The 21,534-nt window shown below is 64.6% G+C and carries 17 protein-coding genes; 12 read left to right on the forward strand and 5 right to left on the reverse strand.

Annotated features, from left to right (window positions below; genetic code table 11):
* Positions 1–6: 6 nt before the first annotated feature.
* Both ABIC16_RS09925 and ABIC16_RS09930 read right to left on the reverse strand, forming a co-directional pair.
* Positions 7–1,725 (reverse strand): ABC transporter permease, encoded by a 1,719-nt coding sequence (locus ABIC16_RS09925; protein WP_502958346.1) that lies wholly within the window; start codon positions 1,723–1,725, stop codon positions 7–9.
* Between the two features lie 457 nt (positions 1,726–2,182).
* Positions 2,183–4,645 (reverse strand): TonB-dependent receptor, encoded by a 2,463-nt coding sequence (locus tag ABIC16_RS09930; RefSeq protein ID WP_354290949.1) that lies wholly within the window; start codon positions 4,643–4,645, stop codon positions 2,183–2,185.
* Positions 4,646–5,041: 396 nt separating this feature from the next.
* On the opposite strand from ABIC16_RS09930, the gene ABIC16_RS09935 reads away from it, so the two are divergent.
* From ABIC16_RS09935 to ABIC16_RS09950, 4 genes are read left to right on the forward strand one after another with little or no spacing between them, the layout of a single operon-like run.
* Positions 5,042–5,935 (forward strand): ubiquinol oxidase subunit II, encoded by an 894-nt coding sequence (locus ABIC16_RS09935; RefSeq protein ID WP_354290950.1) that lies wholly within the window; start codon positions 5,042–5,044, stop codon positions 5,933–5,935.
* A complete protein-coding gene (locus ABIC16_RS09940) occupies positions 5,932–8,019 on the forward strand; it encodes a cbb3-type cytochrome c oxidase subunit I (RefSeq protein WP_354290951.1) in 2,088 nt (695 codons plus the stop codon). The genes ABIC16_RS09935 and ABIC16_RS09940 overlap by 4 nt, the downstream gene beginning before the upstream one ends.
* Positions 8,016–8,618 carry a cytochrome c oxidase subunit 3 gene (locus ABIC16_RS09945; RefSeq protein ID WP_354290952.1) on the forward strand — a complete coding sequence of 201 codons (603 nt, stop codon included), beginning with the start codon at positions 8,016–8,018 and terminating at the stop codon, positions 8,616–8,618. The genes ABIC16_RS09940 and ABIC16_RS09945 overlap by 4 nt, the downstream gene beginning before the upstream one ends.
* A complete protein-coding gene (locus ABIC16_RS09950) occupies positions 8,615–8,926 on the forward strand; it encodes a cytochrome o ubiquinol oxidase subunit IV (protein ID WP_354290953.1) in 312 nt (103 codons plus the stop codon). The genes ABIC16_RS09945 and ABIC16_RS09950 overlap by 4 nt, the downstream gene beginning before the upstream one ends.
* Before the next feature lie 160 nt (positions 8,927–9,086).
* On the opposite strand, the gene ABIC16_RS09955 is transcribed toward ABIC16_RS09950, so the two are convergent.
* Positions 9,087–9,908 (reverse strand): flagellin, encoded by an 822-nt coding sequence (locus ABIC16_RS09955; protein ID WP_277969123.1) that lies wholly within the window; start codon positions 9,906–9,908, stop codon positions 9,087–9,089.
* A 232-nt stretch (positions 9,909–10,140) separates the two neighbouring features.
* Here ABIC16_RS09955 and ABIC16_RS09960 point away from each other — a divergent pair, with 232 nt between their 5' ends.
* The 5 genes from ABIC16_RS09960 (at position 10,141) to ABIC16_RS09980 (ending at position 16,932) form a co-directional block, all read left to right on the forward strand.
* A complete protein-coding gene (locus ABIC16_RS09960) occupies positions 10,141–10,566 on the forward strand; it encodes a flagellar biosynthesis repressor FlbT (RefSeq protein WP_354290954.1) in 426 nt (141 codons plus the stop codon).
* A gap of 92 nt (positions 10,567–10,658) precedes the next feature.
* A complete protein-coding gene (locus ABIC16_RS09965; protein ID WP_354290955.1) occupies positions 10,659–13,445 on the forward strand; it encodes an NHL repeat-containing protein in 2,787 nt (928 codons plus the stop codon).
* 93 nt (positions 13,446–13,538) lie between these two features.
* Complete coding sequence (locus ABIC16_RS09970; protein ID WP_354290956.1) at positions 13,539–15,068, forward strand: L,D-transpeptidase family protein; 1,530 nt, start codon at positions 13,539–13,541, stop codon at positions 15,066–15,068.
* A 12-nt stretch (positions 15,069–15,080) separates the two neighbouring features.
* Positions 15,081–15,428 (forward strand): hypothetical protein, encoded by a 348-nt coding sequence (locus ABIC16_RS09975; RefSeq protein WP_354290957.1) that lies wholly within the window; start codon positions 15,081–15,083, stop codon positions 15,426–15,428.
* Between the two features lie 154 nt (positions 15,429–15,582).
* Positions 15,583–16,932: an FAD/NAD(P)-binding protein gene (locus tag ABIC16_RS09980; RefSeq protein WP_354290958.1), complete on the forward strand. Its 1,350-nt coding sequence runs from the start codon at positions 15,583–15,585 to the stop codon at positions 16,930–16,932.
* A gap of 76 nt (positions 16,933–17,008) precedes the next feature.
* Here ABIC16_RS09980 and ABIC16_RS09985 read toward each other — a convergent pair whose 3' ends face one another.
* Positions 17,009–18,124, reverse strand: a complete 1,116-nt coding sequence (locus ABIC16_RS09985) for an alpha/beta fold hydrolase (protein WP_354290959.1) — start codon at positions 18,122–18,124, stop codon at positions 17,009–17,011.
* Positions 18,125–18,390: 266 nt separating this feature from the next.
* Between ABIC16_RS09985 and ABIC16_RS09990 the strand changes: the two genes are divergently transcribed.
* Genes ABIC16_RS09990 through ABIC16_RS10000 form a run of 3 tightly spaced genes read left to right on the forward strand, consistent with a single transcriptional unit; the run spans position 18,391 to position 20,422 of the window.
* Positions 18,391–19,188: a hypothetical protein gene (locus ABIC16_RS09990; RefSeq protein WP_354290960.1), complete on the forward strand. Its 798-nt coding sequence runs from the start codon at positions 18,391–18,393 to the stop codon at positions 19,186–19,188.
* Positions 19,185–20,054 (forward strand): metallophosphoesterase family protein, encoded by an 870-nt coding sequence (locus ABIC16_RS09995; RefSeq protein ID WP_277969131.1) that lies wholly within the window; start codon positions 19,185–19,187, stop codon positions 20,052–20,054. Before ABIC16_RS09990 ends, ABIC16_RS09995 begins: the two co-directional genes overlap by 4 nt.
* A complete protein-coding gene (locus tag ABIC16_RS10000) occupies positions 20,054–20,422 on the forward strand; it encodes a hypothetical protein (protein ID WP_354290961.1) in 369 nt (122 codons plus the stop codon). Before ABIC16_RS09995 ends, ABIC16_RS10000 begins: the two co-directional genes overlap by 1 nt.
* A gap of 27 nt (positions 20,423–20,449) precedes the next feature.
* On the opposite strand, the gene ABIC16_RS10005 is transcribed toward ABIC16_RS10000, so the two are convergent.
* A complete protein-coding gene (locus tag ABIC16_RS10005; protein ID WP_354290962.1) occupies positions 20,450–21,514 on the reverse strand; it encodes an extracellular catalytic domain type 1 short-chain-length polyhydroxyalkanoate depolymerase in 1,065 nt (354 codons plus the stop codon).
* Positions 21,515–21,534: the final 20 nt, after the last annotated feature.

Consider the following 21,534-nt stretch of genomic DNA (forward strand, 5'->3'; position numbering starts at 1 on the left):
CAAAACTTAGGCAAGGCGCAGGCGGCGGTCGGCATAAGCATAGAGCGGGCGCCACAGCAGGCGGTTGAACCCGATCACGAACACAGACATCACCGCGATGCCCAGCGTGACCCGCGGGAAATCTCCCGCCGTGGTCGCCTTGGCAATATAAGTACCGAGTCCGTGTGCTTCCAGTCGTTCGCTGCCCCAAGAGACCGCTTCTGCCACGATGCTCGCGTTCCACGACCCGCCAGAAGCCGTCAGCGCACCGGTGACGTAATAGGGAAAGATCCCCGGGATGCCGAGCTGGCGCCACCATTGCCAGCCGCGCACGCCGAACATACCCGCAGCCTCGCGCAGATCGTTGGGGATCGCGCTCGCCCCCGCGATGACGTTGAACAGGATGTACCATTGCGTCCCCAGCACCATCAGCGGCGACAGCCAGACGTCGACATCGAGGTGCCAGTGAACGATCGCGATTACCGCGAACGGGAACAGGACGTTGGCGGGAAAGGCCGCCAGGAATTGCGCGATCGGCTGGAGTCGTTCGGCCCAGCGTGGCCGCAACCCGATCCAGACGCCGATCGGTACCCAGACCAGGCTTGCGAGCGCGATCAGGACGAGCACGCGGAGCATCGTGATCAGACCGAGCCCGAATGCGCTCACCGCATCTCCCCACGCCAGATGCCGCGCGACATACCCGATCACGACCCACAAGGCCGCGCCCAGCACGACCGCGACGAGCGCCAGCCATAGTTTCTGCCCGATCGGATCGCGCGTGCGCCGACGCTGGGGGCGTTGCGCGCGGGCCGGAGCCCGATCGAGCGTCATCAAAAGCGCGCCCAGCAGCCGCAGCGGCGCGAACAGCACGGGTAGCAGTCGCGCCTTGCGGAACACGTCATAGGCCCAGCTCGTCGGGGCATCCTGCGACGCTGTCTGTTCGAAACGGAAGCGGTCCGCCCAAGCGACGACCGGACGGAAGACGAGCTGATCGTACAGCAGGATCACGATCGCCATCGCACCCACCGCCCAGCCGACCGCGCCGAAATCCTGCCGGTCGATCGCGAGCGCGAGCCAGGATCCGATGCCGGGCAGCATGATCCGCGTCTTGCCGACGCTGATCGCTTCGGACGCGACGACGAAGAACCAGCCGCCGGACATCGACATCATCGCGTTCCACACCAGCGCCGGGGTGGCGAACGGCAATTCGAGCCGGAGGAACCGCCGCCACGGCGATAGCCCGAACCCCTGCGAGACTTCCGCAAGATCCGCCGGGACCGAGCGCAGCGACTGGTAGAAGCTGAACGCCATGTTCCAGGCCTGGCTGGTAAAGATCGCGAAAATCGCGGCGAGCTCGACGCCGAGTTGCTGTCCCGGGAACAGCCCCATGAAGAAGGTGACGGTAAAGGTCAGGAACCCGAGGATCGGCACCGATTGGAGGATGTCGAGCGCGGGTACGATGATCATTTCAGCGCGCTTGCTCTTGGCGGCGAGCGTCGCGACGACGAAGGTGAACAGCAACGAGGCGCCAAGGGCGGCGAACATCCTGAGCGTCGTCCGCAAGGCGTAGGCGGGAAGGTGCCACGGATCGAGCGAGACCGGGTCGATCCGCAGGTCCGCCAGCGGTTGGGCAACACCCGCCGCACCCTTGGCAACCAGCACTGCGAGCGCCGCCAGCAGGAGGAATGCGACCGCATCCGCCCATCCCGGCGTCGTGATGCGCCAGTGGCGTGCGAAAGGGCGCATGCCGCGGACGATCCGCGCCGGCGCGATCGAAGGTAGTTCACGCATGGTCTCACCTCATCGGACGCCATCGACGGCGCCCGCGCGAGACTGATCGGATCAGGCCCGGCCGAGCGCCCCCGATGGCGCGTACATTCGACTACTGTCGCTGGGCATTTGCTGATTCGAGTCCTTGATTCCCGGCATTCCGGCCGGTTCGTGGCGCTTGCGACGAGCGCGCGCGGTTGTCAAACATTCGCGGATCTGGGGGCGAGAAGGGGGCGTCACAGGCGACACTTTTTCTGCACGCGGCCCTTCGACTTCGCTCAGGGCGAACGGCTTGGCTGTCGCCTCCGTCCCCCCAATCCGTTCGGGCTGAGCGAAGTCGAAGCCTAGCTATCACCGCGTGGAACGCTCGATCTGCAGGCGGCCCCTAGGCTTCGCTCAGCGCGAACTGCTGCAGGCCCGTTCGAAACGACCCTCAGAAGCTCACCTTCCCACGGAAGCCGATCGTCCTAGGCCGCGCGAGCGTCACGCGGCTGCCCGCCTGATAGACCTGGTAATAGGTCGCCCGCGCGATGTCGGTCACCCGGACTCCGTTGGCGAGGTTGTTGCCGTAGATGCCGAATTCGAACTGGCCGATGTTGTAGGTCACCGCGGCGCTCAGATTGTGCGTTTCGGGGATCACTGCGAAGCTTTGATTCAGACCGTTACGGGTCAGCGCGCCATTTGCGATCACGGTGCTGAACTGGTTGAAGTTGGTCGTCTGCGACGATTGATATTGATACCCCGTCTGAACATGCAGCGCCCCGTCGCCGACCGGGCGATCGTAAAACAGCTGCAAATTGCCGGTCCAGCGCGGGTAATAAGGCGTGCGGTCGCCGTCGAACGCGCCGACCGTCGGGATGTCGCCGTTCGCCGTCGAATCATTGTACGATCCGCTCGCCGACAGCGTGATCTCGGGCGTTGCCTTGATCATCGTCTCGAGCTCGACGCCCTTGCTGGTGATGCGACCTTTGTTGTCGGTGAAGAAATAGGAGCAATCGAGCCGCAGCCGGGTCTGCACGTCACGCCAGTCGATATAATAGGCGCTTGCGTTGAGCGTCACGCGACCGTCCGCGAACTTCGCCTTCTCGCCGATCGTGTAGTTCCACAATTTGTCCGGCCCGAACGTGAGCGGTGCGGCGTCATAGCCATAGCCCGCAAGCTGCCGCGTGCATTGCTGTGCGATCGAGCCGCCGCTTGCGGGGTAGCTCGGCGACAGCGGGACGGGCTGGTTGCCGCCGCCATAGCGGAAGCCCTTGGCCGCCTCGGCATAGATCATGAAATCCGGGTCGAAATGGTAGGACACGTTCGCCCGCGGGTTGACCCCGTTCGACTTGAGCGTTGCGTTGGTCGTCAGCGGCTTGCTGTCGATCACGCCGTAGGTGCCGCCCGAGAACAGGAAATAGCGTTCCTTGAAATTGAAGTAGCGCAGCCCTGCGGTCAGATCGAGCTTGTCGGTCGCGTGCCATGTGCCGTCCGCATACAGCGCGAACTGATGTTCGTTGGTGTTCTGAAGCCCGGAGTATATGTCATTGGGCTGGAACGCGGAGTCGACGAGCTGCGAGTCATACAGGCCGTTCGGCGTGTTGAACGGGCCGTAGTAGAAGTTCTGATAGGACGTCCGGTCGAACCCGGCGACCGGGATGTCCTGCCGCAGGGTGCGCTTCTGCTTTTCGTAGAACGCTCCCACGGTCCAGGCCACCGGGCCGCCCGGCTTCGAGACGAGGCGACCCTCGAGCATGTAGTCCTTGATCTTCTGGTCGATCTGATAAAGCTCGGCCGGGATCTTGAGCGCGGTGGCCTGATTATAGGACGCCGGGGCCGCGTACAGCGGATAGGAATCGGTACGGAACGGCGCCGTGCCCTCGAAGAAATAGCCGATCTGCGGCTCCAGGCTTGCATCGAAGCCGATCGCGCGGTCGGTATAGGCGCCCGTCACGATCAGATGCGCGAAGCCGGCATCGTAATCCGCGCCAAGCGTATAGAGCCGGAAGCGGTCGTCGGTGCCTTCTGGGCCGTTCGTCAGCAGCGTATAGGGCGCGAGCCCGTCGAACGCGGCGTTGAGGCCGTTGGCGATACTGCGTTCATACGTGACGGAGGCGTCCACGGTCAGTGTGGCGTCCGGCGTCCAGCGTAGCGCGGCACGGCCCTGATAGGTGCTGTTGCGGTTCGCGTCCTGCTTGTTGCGCAAGCCGATGTTGTCGATGAACCCGCCGTCGCGCCCGACATAGAAGTTCGTGCGCAGCGCGAGCGTGTCCGTCACGATCGGCACGTTGAGCATGCCGCGGACGTTGAAGCCGGGCTCGCCGTGCTCGGTGGTGACGACGCCTGCCTCGGCGGTGCCGAACGCCTGTGTCAGGTTGGGCTTGGCCGAGACGAAGCGGATCGTTCCCGCCATTGATCCTGCGCCGAACAGGGTGCCCTGCGGTCCGCGCAGGATTTCGGCGCGTTCCAGATCATAGACCTTGAGGTCGGGCGTCTGGCCCTGCACCGAGATCGGCGTATCGTCGAGATAGACCGCGACGAGCGACCGGTCCGACGTGTCCGAAGTTCGATACGGGCCCGTCGCAAGGCCACGCATGTTGAACTTGTTGAACCCTGGTGCCCCTTCGGTGATCGACAGTGAGGGCGTGAACTTGGCGAGGTCGGACAGATTGCCTTGGCCCGCCTTGGTCACCTGATCGACGTTCACGACCGACACCGCGATCGGCACGGTCTGCAGCGATTGCGCGCCCGAACGATTTGCGGTGACGACGATGTCGGTCAGCTCGGATGCAGGCTCAGCGGCTGCGGCGGGTGCGGATTGAGCATGCGCGGTCAGCGGTGCGCACAAGGCGACCGTCGCCGCCGAAATTGCCCAACGCGCGGCGTGACTGCGAAGGCGCGGTAGTGATGTCATCTTGACCCCCAAAGTATCGTGTCGACTGGCAGCCCCATCACGATCCGCCGCGTTTTCGCGGCGCGGATCGCGGCATGGGTAGCCCGTCGTGGTCATCGCGCCCCTGCACAGATGGCCTATCCAGTAATGCGATCCCCATATGCATTTTTGGCATGAGATCGAGAGGATTTTTTCACCATTGGCAGCGTTCGCCAGGCGCACGAACGGTTTGGCCGTTGCTCGGTGATCTGACGTAAGACTCATTAGGGGGCTGATTTCAGAGTCCATTCCAAGCCGCAGACAAATTTCGTTACAATCCGTCGACATGCGGCGTCCGATGGCGCAAGCACCCGCCCGGCATACGGACGTGGGGTCCGCAGCCGAAGGGACGCGTTCACGATGATTCGCCGCGAGTGTATGCGGTTGCCGGTTGCCCGCTGGGGTGTGTCCGTCGGGTTGCTGGTGGCGCTCGGCGGATGCTCGGCGCTGGGCCATGGCTTTCTCGCAGCAGCCGGGCCGGTGGCGACGCACGAGCGTCACCTGTTCCTGATCGTGTCCGCGATCTTGGTCTTCGTCGCAGGGCCGGTGCTGCTGCTGACACCGTTGTTCGCGTGGCACTACCGATTGGGCAATGCCGACGATGCCTATCGCCCCAACTGGAACTTCTCCTGGTGGGTCGAGGCGCTGATCTGGATCCCGCCGATCGGGATCGTGGTCGTCCTCGCGGTGCTGCTGTGGACGTGGACGCACATCGACGACCCGTATCGCAAGCTGCCGGGTGCCGCGCCGATCGAGATCCAGGCAATCGCGCTCGATTGGAAATGGCTGTTCATCTACCCCGACGAGGGCATCGCGACGATCAACCAGCTCGCGATCCCGGTCGGGCGACCGGTCCATATCCGGCTGACCAGCGCGACGGTAATGCAGTCGATGCTGATCCCGCGGCTCGCCGGGCAGATCTATGCGATGGGGGGGATGACGACCGAGCTCAATCTCGCCGCATCCCGCCCGGGTCAGTATCTCGGCAAGAACACGCAATATAACGGGGCCGGGTTCGCGCGCGAGCGGTTCACGGTGCTGGCGCTTCCGGGCGCAGGCTATCAGGCGTGGCTCGGCCGCGCGCATGCCGCGCCGCGGATGCTCGACCAGACGAATTGGAGCGCGGTTGCCGAGCGTTCGATCGCGCCGCAGCCGGTCTTCTTCGGCACGGTCCAGCCGGGCATGTTCGCGCATGTGATCGCGAAGACGGGCAGCTCGGATCAAGCAGGAACGACGCACGGCATGCCGATGAAGGCGAAGGACGCACGATGAACACCCCGGTCTGGCCGCTGTTGCTCGGCCGCTTCGAATGGCGCGACTTGCCGTTCGTCCGCGCGATCGCCAACCCCAGCGCGAGTGAGCTGGTCGGCGCGTTTGCGGGCGGGCTGGTGGTCGTCGGCGCGATCGTCGTTGCGCTGCTCCTGACTCGCTATGGCAAGTGGCGCTATCTGTGGACTGAGTGGCTCACCAGTCTCGATCACAAGAAGATCGGGATCATGTACATCGCGCTCGCCTTCGTGATGCTGTCGCGCGCTTTGGTCGAGGCGGTGCTGATGCGCGGGCAACAGGCGGTCGCGATCAACAATCCTGGGTTCCTCACCCCTGACCATTTCGGCGAGCTGTTCAGCACGCACGGATCGATCATGATCTTCTTCATGGCGATGCCGTTCCTGACCGGGCTGATCAACTTCGTCATGCCGCTCCAGATCGGCGCGCGCGACATGGCGTTTCCCTGGGCGAACTCGGTCGCCTTGTGGCTGACCGCGGGGGGTGCTGCGCTGATGATGGCGTCGCTCGTCGTCGGGCAATTCTCGACCGGGGGGTGGACCGGCTATCCGCCGTTCACCGAAATCGCGTTCAGTCCCGAAGTCGGGCCGGATTACTGGATCTGGGCGGTGTCGCTCGGGTCGATCGGATCGACCATGGCGGGGATCAACATCGCCTGCACGCTCTACAAGCAACGCGCGCCGGGAATGGCGTTCATGGCGATGCCGCTGTTCTGCTGGACCAGCCTGTGCACGTCGATCCTGATGATCTTCGCGATGCCGCCGCTGACCGTCGCGACGGCGCTGCTCGCGCTCGACCGCTATCTCGGGTTCCACATGTTCACCAACGATCTTGGCGGGAACATGATGAACTACGCCAACCTGTTCTGGCTGTTCGGCCATCCCGAGGTCTACATCCTGATTCTCCCCGCGTTCGGGGTCTATTCCGAGGTCGTGTCGACCTTCTCGACCAAGGAGCTGTACGGCTACACCTCGCTCGTGCTCGCGACGATGGTGATCGCGGTGCTGAGCTTCACCGTCTGGGTCCACCACTTCTTCACCATGGGGCAAAGCGCCAATCTCAACGCGGTGTTCGGGATCGCGACGATGACGATCGGCGTGCCGACGGGGGTCAAGATCTACGACTGGATCTGGACGATGTTCCGTGGCGAAGTGCGCTTCACGGTGCCGATGCTCTATGCGCTGGCGTTCATGATGACGTTCGTGCTGGGCGGGTTCACCGGGATCCTGCTGGCGATGCCGCCGCTCGATTATCTGGTGCACAACACGCTGTTCCTGGTCGCGCATTTCCACAACATGCTGATTCCGGGGCTGCTCTACGGGATGATCGCGGGCTATCATTACTGGTTCCCCAAGGCGTTCGGCTTCCGTCTCGACGAGAAATGGGGGCGGATCGCTTTCACCTGCTGGGTGGTCGGCTTCTACCTCGCGTTCATGCCGCTCTATGTGCTGGGCGCGAGCGGGATGGCGCGGCGGACGCACGAGATCTTCGACCCCGCGTTCCGCCCGTGGCTGTACGTCGCGATGGCGGGGGCGGGGGTGCTGTTCTGCGCGCTGGGGTCGCTGTTCGTGCAGCTCGTCGTCAGCATCCGCAACCGCGATGCGCTGTGCGTCTTTGCGGGCGATCCGTGGGACGGGCGGACGCTCGAATGGTCGATCGCGTCGCCGCCGCCCGAGTATAATTTCGCGGTCGTGCCCAATGTCGACGGGCGCGACATCTTCTACCGGCGCAAGCACGCCGAGCATCAGGCACCACCCTATGCGGAGCCCTATGCTTACGAAGACATCGTGATGCCGCGCAACAGCGCGAGCGGAATCGCGATCGGCGTGTTCGCGGCAGTGTCTGCGTTCGGGCTGATCTGGCACATGTGGTGGCTCGGGGTCGCGGGCGCGGTGGTGGTGATTGCGGCGCTGGTGACGCGCAGCTTCGGACGCGATCAACACCGCATCCTGCTTGCGGCGGACGTCGCGCGGGAGGATCGCCGGTGGCGCGCGGCGCTTGCCGAGGCGCGCGCGATCTCCCGCCACACCGAGATGACGACTGCCAATCAGGGGCTGGCGGAACGATGAGCAAGACAGCGACCGAGATCGAACAACCGGACGCAGAACAGGATGATACCGCCTTGTTCGGCTTCTGGATTTTCCTGATGAGCGACGCGGTGATCTTCGCGCTGCTGTTCGCGACTTACGGCACGATGACGCAGGCGACCGCGGGCGGGCCGACCGCGGCGGCAGAGTTCAAACTGCTGCCCGCGTTCATCGAGACGCTGCTGCTGCTGACCAGCAGCGCGACCTTCGGGCGCGCCTCGGTCGCGATGAAATATGACGAGCCGCGCCGGGTGCTGTTCTTCTGGCTGTTCGTGACGCTGGGGCTGGGGCTGGTCTTCCTCGGGTTCGAGACGAAGGACTTTGCGGACATGTTTGCGGATGGCGCCTATCCGAGCCGCAGCGGGTTCCTGTCCGCCTTCTTCGCGCTCGTGCCGTTGCATGGGCTGCACGTCGTCGCGGGGTGTTTCTGGCTGATCGTGATGATCGTGCAGGTCCGCGTGATCGGGCTCGACCGGCGCGTGAAGCTCAACCTGTTGCGGCTGGGGCTGTTCTGGCATTTCCTCGACGTGGTGTGGATCGCCATCTTCTCGGTCGTCTATCTGGGCGGACATATCGCATGAAGAACGGGACCGAACGCCGCACGGAGCTGCGGACCTATGCGGTGGGCTATCTGCTGGCGCTCGCGCTGACCGGCGCGGCGTTCGCGGCGGTGGTGTGGCCGTCCTTCGCGGCGGGGACGACGCTGGCGATCGTGCTGGGGCTCGCGCTGGTGCAGGCGGTGGTACATTTCCGCTGCTTCCTGCACATCACGATGCAGCGCGCGTCGCGGCACGACCTGCAGCTGATTTTGTTCTCGACGCTGATCATCGTAATGATGGTCGGCGGCACGCTGGTGCTGCTGATGAATTTGCGCGGGCGGATGATGTAGCGGGGGCGCGCCGCGAAAACACGAAAGGACAGGGACCGGCGGGCCAAAGGGAGCGTGCCGGCCGGCCCCTGTCGCAACGTCGGCACCCTGAGGGGGTAGGCGCCGACGATCTCTGGTCCCGGCGCCGGACCCGAGGGGCCGGCGTCGGGTCTCGGTGGTCTTAGCGGAACAGCGAGGTGATGCTCTGCGGCGCCTGATTGGCGATCGACAGAGCCTGTACGCCCAGCTGCTGCTTGACCTGCAACGCCTGCAGATTGGCCGATTCCTTCGACAGATCCGCATCGACGAGGTTGCCGATGCCGCTGGTGATCACGTCCGACAGGCTGTTCACGAAGCTCGACTGACCGTCGATCTTGCGCGATGCCGAGCCGAGCGTGCTGAGGCTCGCGTTGATCGTCGTCGAAACGTCCTTCAGCGTGTCGATCATCGTCTTGGCGGATGCCGCGTCCGTAAACGTGGAACCGATTGCGTCGATGACGTCGGTGTCGAAGTCCTGGTTGGCGACATCCAGCGTCGCTGCGGTGGTGTCGGTGGACTGGAGTGCGCTGACGCTACCGCCGCTGCCCTGGAGCAGATTGGTACCGTTGAAGCTTGAAGAGTCGATGATCGACTGGATCTGCTCCTTCAGTGCGTCGAAGTCCTTGCCCATCGCATCGCGGCTGTTGGTGTCGAGGCCCGCGTCCGACGCCGACGTGGCCTTGGCGGCCATCTGGTTGACGAGGTCGGAGATCTGCTGCGTTCCCGCAACCGCCACGTCGACCGTGCTCTTGGCGCGGCTCAGCGAAGACCCGACCGATGCGAGCTTGCCGACGTCGCCGCGCAGCGTCTGCGCGATGGTGTAGGAAGCCGAATCGTCCTTGGTCGAGGAGACTTTGAGGCCGGTGCTGATACGCTTCTGAGTCGTCGCCAGTTCGTTGGTCGTCATGCTCAGGTTCTGGAGCGCGGTAAGGGCGGCGGTATTGGTGTTGACCGACATTGCCATGATAACATTCCTTCTCAAAAAGACGGTTGCTTCTGCAGCCGATGCGCCGCGACAGGCGGAGCATGCGTCCTTTTTAGAAAGCGGTTGGGAATGCGGTTTCCGGCACGACGCTTTTTGATGGTTAAGCTCCGTGCACGAACCTTTTGATGACGATAGGCAAAAAATTCCGGGTCCGGACCGTGCGCGATGCACGCCGTCTATGATGGCGCAGGGATGTGCGGAAGGATTGGACGTGGCGCTCAAGATCTGGTTGCGGGAAGGGGAGAAGGTCGTCGTCAACGGCGCGGTGCTGGTCGCGCTCGGTCGGACGCGGCTCGCGGTCGAGAACCAGGCTGCGGTCCTGCGCGAGCGTGAGATCATGACGCCCGAGGAGGCCAACACGCCCGCGCGGCGGCTCTACTTCGCCGCGATGATGGCGTATATCGACGAGCCTGCACGGGACCGCTATCAGGATCAGGTGGTCCTGCTGGTCCATGCGTTGCTCAGCGCGATCCAGTCTGACGCGGCAAAAGCGATGGTGGTCAGCTTCGCGCGGCATATCGCCGCGGGCGAATTCTACCGTGCGTTGGGGGATTGCCGCGATCTGATTGCGTATGAGGCGACCGCGCTAGAGCGTGCGCCAGCCGAAACCACACAAGCGGGCGCGGTGTTGCCCTGATTCAACAAAAAATGTGCAGACGCGACCGGGAATCCGACCGGTGTCTATCATGGGATGTGACCCAGGAGGGTCTCTACCCGGAGTGACGATCCATGGCGGCGGATGTCTCCAATAGCCTTGCTGGCCTGAGCCTGCTGACGCGTACCAACGAGTTCGCAACGTATGGCATGAGCGTCGCTACGGTGGCGACCGAAACCCGCGCACAGCGCGCCGCGCATGCGCAGTTCAAGACCCCCGCCACGACCGCACCCTGGACCCAGACGCGGACGCCGTCCCCTTCGGTCGCCGCGGTGCAAGCGATGAAAAGCGTCGTCGACACGCGTGCCGGATCGGGTACGTTGCCACGGGACGTGCAAGCCGACTTCACCACGTACAAGGCGCTTGACCGGTTGCGGGTCCTTGCCCAAGCGGCGGCAAGCAGCAGCGCGAATGCCGCCCAGCGCAAGAGCTTACAGCAGAGTTTTGAGCTTGGGTTGAAAGATTTGCGCGCGTACCTCGGCTCGACGGTCGGCGACAAGTTGCAGCTCGCCTTCGATCAGCCGCATACGCGTGCGGAAAGTATCGCGATCGGCGGCCCCAAAGTGTTGCCGGCGATCGTCGGGAAAGGTGTGGTTGCCGATCGTTTCGCCGCCGTACCTGACATCTCCGGGACCGAACGCCTGCGCATCACGATGTCGCAGCGCGAAACCAGCGACGTGCTCGACATCGATTTGGCGCAGATCCCGCAGCCCGCGACGCTTGACGGCATTGCCACCGCGATGACCTCCGCTTTCGCCGCGATCCCCGCGCGGGATGCGGCAGGCGTGATCCAATATGCAGCGGACGGAGCCGCGCTTCCGCGCTGGGACGTCAAGGTCCGCGTTACCAAGACCGGTGATGCCTGGGGCCTCACGATCGATCGGACCGGGAACGAACGGATCACGATCGATCAGCCAGGGGCTCCCTCGACCCTTGTCGTTGCCGCCGATGTGACCGGTGTTGCGACTGCCACGAAGGTCCAGATGCTCCGGTTCGATACGCCCGAGGGGATGATCGAGCCACGTCTCGATGGGACGATCGCTGCGACCGACCGAACTGCGACCGCAACCGCCGCGCTTCGGCCAAAACCGACTCCTCCTGCCGCCGCACCCGGGAAACCCAGAGTCGCCATGCCACCGCCGCCAACGGTCACTGCGGAAACGACGGTCAATGCGTTGGTGGTCGACCCGCAGGGCTTCAGCTATGTCATGGGGACGACGGGGGGCGATCTTGGCGGCGCGCTTTCCAACGGCAACGCCATGCTGTTCGTGTCCAAACGCGATAGCATCGGGAACGTCGTGTGGCAGCGCAGCCTTGGCACACCGGGGACGTCCACCGGCGCGGCGATCGCGCTCGCGCCGGGCGGCGGCGTGGTGATCGCGGGGACGGTATCCGATGGCGCCGATCCGATTGCCAATGGCAGCGCGATGGTCGTCGCGCGGTTCGCGGATAACGGCGACGAGCAGCTATTGCAGAGGATCCGGACATCGAGCTTCGACAGCGCTACCGCGATTGCAGTTGCCGATGATGGAACGATGGTTCTGGGCGGGCGAACATCGACGGGGCAGGGCGACGCGTATCTTGCGCGCCTCGATGCGAAGGGCGTGGTCCTGGAACAGCGGATACTCGACAGCGGAGGTGATGACCGCGTTACCGCACTGGCTTTCGACCGTGCAGGAAAGGTCCTTGCCCTTCTCCAGCAGGGAACCAACAGTCTGCTGCAACAATATGATATAACGGGGTTTAGTTCCGACTCTGGGAGTGTCTCGCTGGGTGCCGCGCAAGCGCGGGGGCTGGCTGTCTCCGAGGATGGTACGATCGCGATCGTCGGTTCGACACTGGGGGCCGTGGCGGGCGATCAAGTCAATGCACCGGGCGGCGCGCGGGACGGGTTCGTCACGCGGATCAACGCCGACTTCTCCGGCGTCGCCACGACCTATCTGGCCACGACGGGCGACGACCAGATCGATAGCGTCGGCTTTCTCGGTGACTCGCTGTACGTCGGCGGGCGGACGAGCGGGACACTGGGCGCAGCCAAACGGGGCGAGATCGACGGGTTCGTCGGGCGGATCGATCCGACGACCGGCGCGATCGAAACGGTCGAACAGTTTGGCGCCAGCGGCGCGCGTACGGGGACGGTGCGGATCGCTGGCGCGCCGGGCGGGGACACGATCCTCGAAGCGCTCGGGCTCAACCGCGGCGTCGTGACACCCGACGTGTCGGCGAACCTGGTGGCACAGACCAACGTGCGGGTCGGCGACAGCCTCTCGATCCGGATCAATCGCGGGGCGGCGATCAAGCTGACGATCGGAGCGAACGACACGGTCGCGTCGCTTGCCAGCAGACTTGGGCTGCTGACCGGAGGAAAGGCGAGCGTTTCGAGCGCGATCAAGGGCGACGGTCGCGCGTTTCAGATCACTGCGCGTGGCGGCGCGACGATCGAGCTGATCGCTGGGCCACCCGGACAGGACGTGCTGTCGAAGATCGGGATCGATCCGCAAATCCTGTCGCAACCACCGGTGCGGGCGGCGAGCGCGCCGAAGGTTTCGCCGGGGGGGCAATTCGGCCTTGGCCTCTCTGCTGGCCTGTCGCTTGCGTCGGCGCAGGATGCCGGAATAGCGCTCAACGCCGTCAAGCAAGCGATGTCGATCACGCAGACGGGCTATCGTTCGCTCTATTGGGATTCGACCAAGGCTGCGCTGGCCAATGGCGGATCGCCCAAGGGCAGCAAGGCGGCGGTCTCGCGCGCCTCTGCGCAGGCCGCCAGCTATCAGGCGGCGCTTGACCGGCTTCAGAGTAGCGCCGTCGTCAGCACGGGCAAGCCAGACCCGACCTTGACCGTGTTCGGCTATACCAGGTGATGCCGTTAACCATCGTTTCTGCGCTGTTCCGACGAAACGCCAATTAGGCGATGCAGAGCACGCCAGTGCCGTGTTAGAGGCGCTGCTATGATCATGAAGCGTCGCAAAGAATCCACCTTCACTCGCACGGCATCCAGGCTTGCCCGCTATGCCGCCGCAAGCGCTTGCCTTGTTCCATTTCCGGTCTTCGCACAGACCCCGCCGCCGGTCTCTCTGCTGCCGCCGACGATGCAGGCGCCGAGCGTCACGCCCACTCCAGTCCCCACCGTGCAACCACTGATCTCGCCCGAGATCGTGCTGCCGACGCTGTCCGCGACTCAAGCCAAGCAACTCGCCGACCTGATCCGCAAGGACGTGGTCGCACAAGGGTTGAGCGATACGCCTGTGTCTGTCCCGCGCGACAATGACGGGTTGATCCGCGCGGCGCTGGACCATGCGCGCGCGGTGCATTCGGGACGGCTGGCCGAAGGGGACTTCCAACGCGATTGGGCGATGCGTCCGGTTGCCTATGACCCGCTGCCGGCGCTGCGGGCGGCGATCGTCAGCGATCGGCTCAGCGCGTGGATCGCGGCGTTGCCGCCGCCTTATGCCGGGTACGACACGTTGGTCGAAGGACTCGCGCGCTATCGGGCGATCGGTCAGGACGGCGGCTGGTCACAGCTCGCGGCCGGGTCGGACGTCGCGTTCGGGAGCAGCGGGGCGCGGGTCGCCGCGTTGCGGAAACGACTTGCGGTCGAGGATCCGCAGATCAAGGCGAGCGGCGACAAGTTCGACACCGCATTGCTCGAAGCCTTGCGCCGGGCGCAGCGGCGGTATGGGCTCAATCCGACCGGGACGGCGGGTGCCCAGACGATTGCGGCGCTGAACGTCCCGGTCGATGCCCGCATCCGGCAGATCAAGGCGAACATGGAGCGCTGGCGCTGGTTGCCACCGACGCTCGAGCAGAACCGGGTTCAGGTCAACATCGCCGCTGCGGTGTTGACGCTGTTCGACGGTGACGCCCCGGTGATGTCGATGAAGGCCGTCACCGGGCGACCGGGCGACGAGACGCCGATGCTGGTTTCACAGATTCACAGCATCGTGCTCAATCCACCGTGGAACGTGCCCTCCACGATCGCGACCAAGGAGTTGTGGCCGAAGGAAAAGGCGCATCCGGGCTATCTGGCGCGCAACGGCTTCCGCGTGATCGACAATGGGGACGGTAGTAAGCGGCTCCAGCAGTCGTCCGAACGCAGTGCGCTTGGCCGGTTCAAATTCGATTTCGCCAATCCGTTCGCAGTGTATCTCCACGACACCCCGGCACAGGCGGGTTTTGCCAAGTTCGACCGGCTTGCCAGCCACGGCTGCGTACGGCTCGAAAAGCCTGCCGCACTCGCCAAGCAGTTGATGAGCACGACGCCCGAATGGTCGGCCCAGACGATCGACGAGACCGTGACCGCAGGTAAGACCGTCCGCGCGAAGCTTGCTGCGCCGGTCGCGGTGTATCTGCTGTACTGGACAGCGTTCGCGAACCAGAATGGACAGGTCAGCTTCCGCGACGATCCGTACAAATGGGACGGGACGCTCGCCAGCAAGATCGAGGCGCGTTCCGCGCACCAGACGCAAACCCTTGCCGCCCGCTGAGGACCGTATCGAATGAATCGTAAAGTCGCCTTCGCCGTTGCAGCGACGCTGCTGACCCTTACTCTTGGTGCGTGTTCGGGATCGGACGACGCCCCCGTCTATACCGACAACGCGACGGACAATGCCGATCTGGGCACGTCCGAAACAGCGATGCCGACACCCGAGCCTTCTCCTGTGGCAGTCGAGCCGGTCGAGACCGTCAACACAGCGGTTGTCGACGACACGCCGCCGCCGGTTCCTGCGGAGCCCGACCAGCAGATGATGGACGACGCGTCCGCAACCGGAATGACGTCGCGCAGCGCGCGCAAGGATCTCGGTTCCGAATCTCCACCGGCCGAGGAACCGACCGAGGGTAAGTGACCTAAGTCGCCTAGTCGATATCGACCAGGCGAGACGCTGCCCGGACGTGATGCCGGGAGAAGCGAGACTTTCGCTGGCGTTGGTCGGTTGACGGTCCAGACGGCAGGAGAATGGCAGTGAACCGTGCGACCGCCCGCGGTGGCTGGAGCGTGGCGTGATCGAACATGTCGCGATCATCGGAGGTGGATTTTCGGGTTCACTCGCTGCGATCAACCTTGTTCGGCATGATGGCCCGCGCGCGACCCTGATCGATCGTCAGGCAGACGCCGGGATCGGCCTCGCTTACGGCGCAGCGCATCCGACTCATCTGCTCAACGTGCGCGCGACCAACATGAGCGCGTTCCCCGACGACCCGTCCCACTTCGCGCGCTGGCTGGAGGAGCAGGGGCACGCCATCGTCGGGCAGACCTTCGTGCCGAGGCTGTTGTACGGCACGTATCTGCGCAGCCTGCTCGATCGGGTCGCGGCCGAGAATCCCGACCGCCTGCAGATCGTGCACGGCGAAGCCGTCGATGTCGTCGACGACTCGAGCGTTCGTGTCGTCTTGCGAGATGGTATGAAGATCACGGCAGATGCTGCTATATTAGCAGTCGGAAACTTGCCGCCGCCTGCCCCTGGTGGGCTCGCTCTTGATGCGTTTCCGCCCGACCGGTACGCGGGCAATTGTTGGCACGCTGCGGCGACGGAAGATTTGGGGGCCGGTGATACCGTTCTGATCCTCGGCACCGGTCTGACGATGGTCGATGTCGCGCTGCTGCTCGAGGCGAAGGGCTTCGAAGGGCGGATCGTCGCATTGTCGCGGCGCGGACTGTTGCCGCACGCACATGCAGCGCCGGGCGCGCCGTTCGTACCGATCAGGGAGCGTCCCACGTCGGTCCTGTCGGAACGGCTCCGTTCCCTCCGGGCGCGCGGCGCAGATATCGGATGGCGCAGTGCGATCGACGAACTTCGGCCTTTCACGCAGGACATGTGGCGCGCGGCGAGTGCGGAAGAACGCTCGCGCTTTATCCGCCACGCTCGACCGTGGTGGGACATTCATCGCCATCGGCTTGCGCCGGACGTTGCCGCTCGGATCATGGCGCTTCTGGAGGCTGGTCGACTCGACGTGCTCGCAGGAAAGGTCGCACGGGTGGAAGCGGCTTCAAACGGACTCACGGTCGAGTGGCGAACGCGTGGTGCGACAAAGGTCGAACAGTTGAATGTCCAGCGCATCATCAACTGTACCGGCCCCCAAGGCGATCTGCGGCGGACGACCGAGCCCGTGCTCAACCGGCTGACGATGCGCGGGGCAATCCGCCCCGATGCGGCGGGGCTCGGGATCGACGTGGATGACCAGATGCGCGTGGTGGCGGACGATGGCGTCCCCAACGACCGCTTGTTCGCGCTCGGCCCGATGACGCGCGGCGCGTTCTGGGAGATCGTCGCGGTTCCCGACATCCGTGCTCAGGCCTGGACGCTTGCCCGGCGTCTTTCCAATGCGCATTGGGTCGCGGAGGGACTGTAGGCCGGTCGAGCAGGGCGCGTCGGACACGCTTTGTTCTCCGGTGCCTGGAACGATCCCGAACCGTTCGGTCCGTCCGTTACTGCGTCCGGTCGAGCAAATTGGCCAGATCCTGCTTCCAGAAACGTGCTGCGGTGTGCGTGCCGTGGCCGCGCGTGTCGTCGGTTTCCGCAATCAACCGGAAGCGCGCGTTCTTCATCCTTGCAACGGCTCGTTGCGGGAGATCCAGGTTCCTCGGGTTGATGAAGTCGTCGGCCGAATTGATCCACATCGTCGGTGCGGTGATGCGCTCCAGCTTCGACCAGGGGTCATAGGTCCGCGACGCATCAATTTGATACATCAGGTCGTTCGCGTCGGTCGACGCGATCGATGCCGTCACCCGCTGGCGGGCGAACGCCTCCGCATCTTGACGCCTTGGATATTGCGCCTGGAAGTACAGTGGAGCGGCGCCTGCGACGAACAACAGGCTGGCGGCGGTGCGGAGACCCTGAACCGGCGGCGTGCGATACTCGCCGTTTGCCCACGTCGGGTCCGCGCGGATCCCGTCGATCGCCAACTGTCGCCACATTCGGTTAAGGCCCGCGATCTCGATCGGTTCACAAGCGAGTGGCATCAGCGCGCGGGCAAAGTCAGGGTGCTTTTCGCCCCACATCAGGCTGTGCATGCATCCCATGGACGTACCCATGATCAGGCGCATCCGTTCGATGCCGAGCCCATCCTTGAGCAACCGGTATTGCGCGGTCACCATGTCGTCATAATCGTAATGCGGAAACCGCATGTGCAGCCCGTCTGACGGCTTGGACGAATTTCCGTGTCCGATATTGTCGGGCAGGATGATCCAGTACCGACGGATATCGAGCGGTTGGCCGGGACCGTAGAGCTCATCGGCGAATTGCGGGCTGAGGAATTGGCGGCCGGTGCCGCCGGTGCCGTGCAGGATCATCACCGCATTGTCGATTTTGCCCCGCGCGTCGCGATGCGGCTGGCCAAGCATGGTGTAGCTGATCCGCATCTCGGGGAGGCTTTCACCCGACCGGAACCGCACGTTCCGGACCGTGTATTGAGCAGATCTGGCGGGCCACGCTGTCGTCGGGCGAGCAGGCGTGGTCGCAGCGGTCAGCGGCGGAATTGCGGCGGGCGCCTGAACCGGCGCGGGGTCAGCCTGCAGGAGCAGGAGGAGGACTGTAGATATCATGTCGCAAGTCTGCGCGCGATCCGCAGCGCTGCCAAGCGACGGCTATCGAATTTCCGGCGAACCCGCGCCGGTGTTACGATGCCCGTGGCGGGGCAGTCTTGGATCGACTGCAACCTATCGATCGCATGATGTGTTTCCCGATCTGACCCAAGGTCGGCCACTGGGTCGGGCCGCGCCCCTTTGATCGGCGTACCTGTTTCGGATAGCTGTTAACGCAAAGTACAGACGCATCTCGCAACACGGTCGCGCTAAAAGGAAAAGTACCGATGGTGACCAACCTGCCGCCGGATTCGGTGGCGGCCGACATGGACCGGATTTTCAAGCCCTTGGCGAAGCGTGGGCTGGCCGGAACGTCGTTGAATGATCGTGCTGGGTCGGCCCGAAAGGGTCGAGGCGGGCGTCGCTGGCGCATCGTTGCGCTTGCGGCGCCGGCGCTGGTCGTCGCGGCCGGCGCAGCCTTGGGGGTGGGCTATCTGGCGCAAGATCCGGTTCGGTCGCCTGCCGTATCCACCGCCACGGCGGTGCCGAGCCGCGTAGCGGTCGGGGCGAGTGCCGCGCCTTCGACAGCGCTGCAGACCGTCGCGCTCGTGGCGCCCTCGGTCCGCACGGGGTCGGAAATCATCATCGATGACGAGGGCAACGGTACGGTTGCGCCACGGGCACCGACGATCGACCCGGTGCGCCGACCCATGGGTGCCGAACGGGCGGCGACCGACGACGTGACGCCCGACCGGTCAACACCGCGAGATGTGCGCGCCCGTTCGACGCCAGAGGCATCCGAGACGGTTCGGCCGGGACGTTCCGGTAACGCCGCAGCCGGTTGCGCCCCGGGAAGTCTTGAGGATCGATGCATTTACCAGGACGTGCTCGACGCCGATGCGCGGCTCCGGCTGGCGTATAGCCGAGCTCGACGCAGCGGCGTCTCGGCAGGGCGGCTGACCGCGATCAACCGTCGCTGGATCCGGGCTCGGGAGCGGTCGTTGGATGATCCGGATGGGACGATCGAACGCTATGACGCGCTGGCCGGGGCGCTTGATCGGGCGCGGCGTGAGGGGGAGGAATGACGGAAGATCCCCCGATTTCAACGACGAACGTTGAGATCCTGCGCTGGCTTCATGCCACGCCGTCCGAACGCGCCACGTCCACCGACGGTCGGATCGTCTATGCGGTGGGCGATATTCACGGCTGTTACGTGCAACTTGCCGCATTATTGGAAGCGATTGTCGCCGATGTGGAGGCGGCTGACGTCGGTTTGCCGCCACTTCTCGTGTTTTGCGGCGACTATGTCGATCGTGGGCCACAGTCCGCCAACGTGCTCACCGCGCTGATCTGGCTGGCGCGGCATGCTGCCCTCGATGTAGTGTTCCTGCGGGGAAACCACGAGGTCATGCTGCTCGATTTCGTGGAGCATCCCGAGCAAAATCTTGCCTGGCTGCAACGCGACGGTGAATCCACGCTGTCGTCCTACGGGGTTCCGCTCGCCGACATCGTGCCCTCCGCGCTCGACGAGGAATGCTTCCGGCTGCGCGATCGCCTGCTCGACCGCATGCCGGCATCGCATCTCGAATGGTTGCGCGAATTGCCGGTGACGCATATGTGCGGCGACTACGTCTTCGTCCATGCCGGGCTGAAGCCGGGTGTTCCGCTTTCGAAGCAGGACGAGGAAGATTGTCTGTGGATCGGGAAGGACTTCCTCCAGGCCGACTACCGGTTCGAGAAGGTCGTAGTGCACGGCCATAGCTGGAGTTCCGAGGCTCCGGTCGTGACAGCCAACCGGATCGGGATCGATACCGGTGCCTATGCGACCGGCGTATTGAGTGCGGTCCGTTTCGAGGGGCCGCGCATCGCATTTTTGCAGGCGCGGTTGCGGGGCATGGGGGAGACGACGGTGGCCTTCCGTGGTCCGCAGACTAGCCCAGGAGGCCTGTAATGTTTCGATTAAGAATGTTCGCCGCACTCGTTGCGATCGTCACTTTGGGCGTCATGGTCCTGGCGTTCGTCATGGAGGCACCGATCGGCGTGCCGATTGCGCTGCTGGTTGCAGCCGCGTGCCTCGCGGCGATCACGCCCTTCGACGCGCCGACGCGGCGGGAGCGGAACCGCGTTCTGATCGCTTGTCTTCTGTATCTCGTGCCGCTGGCTGTGGCGGTGTGGTTCGCCCACGGCATTCCCGGATTTGAACGCGTCGAAGCCGCCGTGATCGTCCTGTCGCAGCTCGGCGTGGGGTTGATCTGCTGGGCATTCGCGACCCGGAAGCGTCGCCGGATGCCGCAACCGCGTCGCTACTTCGACAACTGATCCGGGGATGGGCCGCCGACCGCGGCGCTACTTTGCGGTGCTCCGGTGGAGCAGGAAGAAGTCCAGCATCGCGCGCGATGCATTCGGTCCGGTCGCATCGGCGTAGGACCCTTTCGAATCACCGCCGGACCACGCATGTCCCGCGCCCGTGATCGTCCATTGTTCGATCAGCACTGTTCCGTCGGCGTTGCGGCTGAGGGCGCGACTGTAGGAGCGACCGCCTGCCTGGCCGTTTTCGACCACGACCGAGAGCGCGCCGCCGCTTGCGGCGGTGGCGGCATCGACGATGTCGCGCGCGTTGATCTCGCCGACCGTGGTGTCGCGGTCTCCGTGGAAAGTGATCACCGGAACGAAGCGCGCCTTGCCACCAGCGGGTGTGCGGACGCGTTTGTCCTGCTTGCCGTTTTTCATCGCGGTCAACGCGCTGGACAAATCGCGGGCGGCACCGCAGGCGAGCCCGGAATGTACGCCGACTGCGGCGAACAGCTCAGGGTAGGCGTCTGCCATGATCGCCGCAGCGGCGCCGCCAGCGGACAGGCCAGCGACATAGACGCGGGCCGGATCAGCGTGTTCCGCCGCGATGATGTCACGCGTCAATCCGGCGATCAGCGCCGGTTCGCCGGAGTCGCGTTGCTGGTTGCCGGGTTGGTACCAGTTCCAGCACTTTTGCATGTTGGCGGACTGGGTCTGGCGCGGATAGGCAATCACGCAGCCATACTCGTCGGCCAGCGCATTCATTCCGGTTCCGCGGGCGAAATCTTCGGGCGACTGCGTGCAGCCATGGAGCATGATGACGAGCGGCATGCCGGGGGCAAGGTCGGCCGGTCGATACAACATATAGTCTATGCTGCCGGCGCTGCTCTTGTAGGTTCGGGTCGTGAAACCACCGACAGGCGGCGTGGCTGCCGCCTTGCGACCCGGCGTAACGTCGATGACGCGCGCGCCGGGGGCATCCGATGCAGGGGAGGGGGCGGCATCCGGGGCGAACCCGGCGTTGGCCGCCATAGCACCGCGCACCACGCGGCTTGCCGCAGCAAGATCGCCGGACTGGGTTAGCCTTAAGGCTTCGGCCATCGAATCGATCAGAGCCATGATAAAAGTCCTTCGAAAAA

The sequence above is a fragment of the Sphingomonas sp. PvP055 genome (assembly GCF_040546365.1).
GTDB lineage: Bacteria > Pseudomonadota > Alphaproteobacteria > Sphingomonadales > Sphingomonadaceae > Sphingomonas > Sphingomonas echinoides_A.

What these genes read in the sequence shown, in the direction of transcription:
- ABIC16_RS09925 (WP_502958346.1), bottom strand. Translation starts at nt 1,725, where the DNA reads ATGCGCCCTTTCGCACGCCACTGGCGCATCACGACGCCGGGATGGGCG.
- ABIC16_RS09930 (WP_354290949.1), bottom strand. Translation starts at nt 4,645, where the DNA reads ATGACATCACTACCGCGCCTTCGCAGTCACGCCGCGCGTTGGGCAATT.
- ABIC16_RS09935 (WP_354290950.1), top strand. Translation starts at nt 5,042, where the DNA reads ATGCGGTTGCCGGTTGCCCGCTGGGGTGTGTCCGTCGGGTTGCTGGTG.
- ABIC16_RS09940 (WP_354290951.1), top strand. Translation starts at nt 5,932, where the DNA reads ATGAACACCCCGGTCTGGCCGCTGTTGCTCGGCCGCTTCGAATGGCGC.
- ABIC16_RS09945 (WP_354290952.1), top strand. Translation starts at nt 8,016, where the DNA reads ATGAGCAAGACAGCGACCGAGATCGAACAACCGGACGCAGAACAGGAT.
- ABIC16_RS09950 (WP_354290953.1), top strand. Translation starts at nt 8,615, where the DNA reads ATGAAGAACGGGACCGAACGCCGCACGGAGCTGCGGACCTATGCGGTG.
- ABIC16_RS09955 (WP_277969123.1), bottom strand. Translation starts at nt 9,908, where the DNA reads ATGGCAATGTCGGTCAACACCAATACCGCCGCCCTTACCGCGCTCCAG.
- ABIC16_RS09965 (WP_354290955.1), top strand. Translation starts at nt 10,659, where the DNA reads ATGGCGGCGGATGTCTCCAATAGCCTTGCTGGCCTGAGCCTGCTGACG.
- ABIC16_RS09970 (WP_354290956.1), top strand. Translation starts at nt 13,539, where the DNA reads ATGAAGCGTCGCAAAGAATCCACCTTCACTCGCACGGCATCCAGGCTT.
- ABIC16_RS09975 (WP_354290957.1), top strand. Translation starts at nt 15,081, where the DNA reads ATGAATCGTAAAGTCGCCTTCGCCGTTGCAGCGACGCTGCTGACCCTT.
- ABIC16_RS09985 (WP_354290959.1), bottom strand. Translation starts at nt 18,124, where the DNA reads ATGATATCTACAGTCCTCCTCCTGCTCCTGCAGGCTGACCCCGCGCCG.
- ABIC16_RS09990 (WP_354290960.1), top strand. Translation starts at nt 18,391, where the DNA reads ATGGTGACCAACCTGCCGCCGGATTCGGTGGCGGCCGACATGGACCGG.
- ABIC16_RS09995 (WP_277969131.1), top strand. Translation starts at nt 19,185, where the DNA reads ATGACGGAAGATCCCCCGATTTCAACGACGAACGTTGAGATCCTGCGC.
- ABIC16_RS10000 (WP_354290961.1), top strand. Translation starts at nt 20,054, where the DNA reads ATGTTTCGATTAAGAATGTTCGCCGCACTCGTTGCGATCGTCACTTTG.
- ABIC16_RS10005 (WP_354290962.1), bottom strand. Translation starts at nt 21,514, where the DNA reads ATGGCTCTGATCGATTCGATGGCCGAAGCCTTAAGGCTAACCCAGTCC.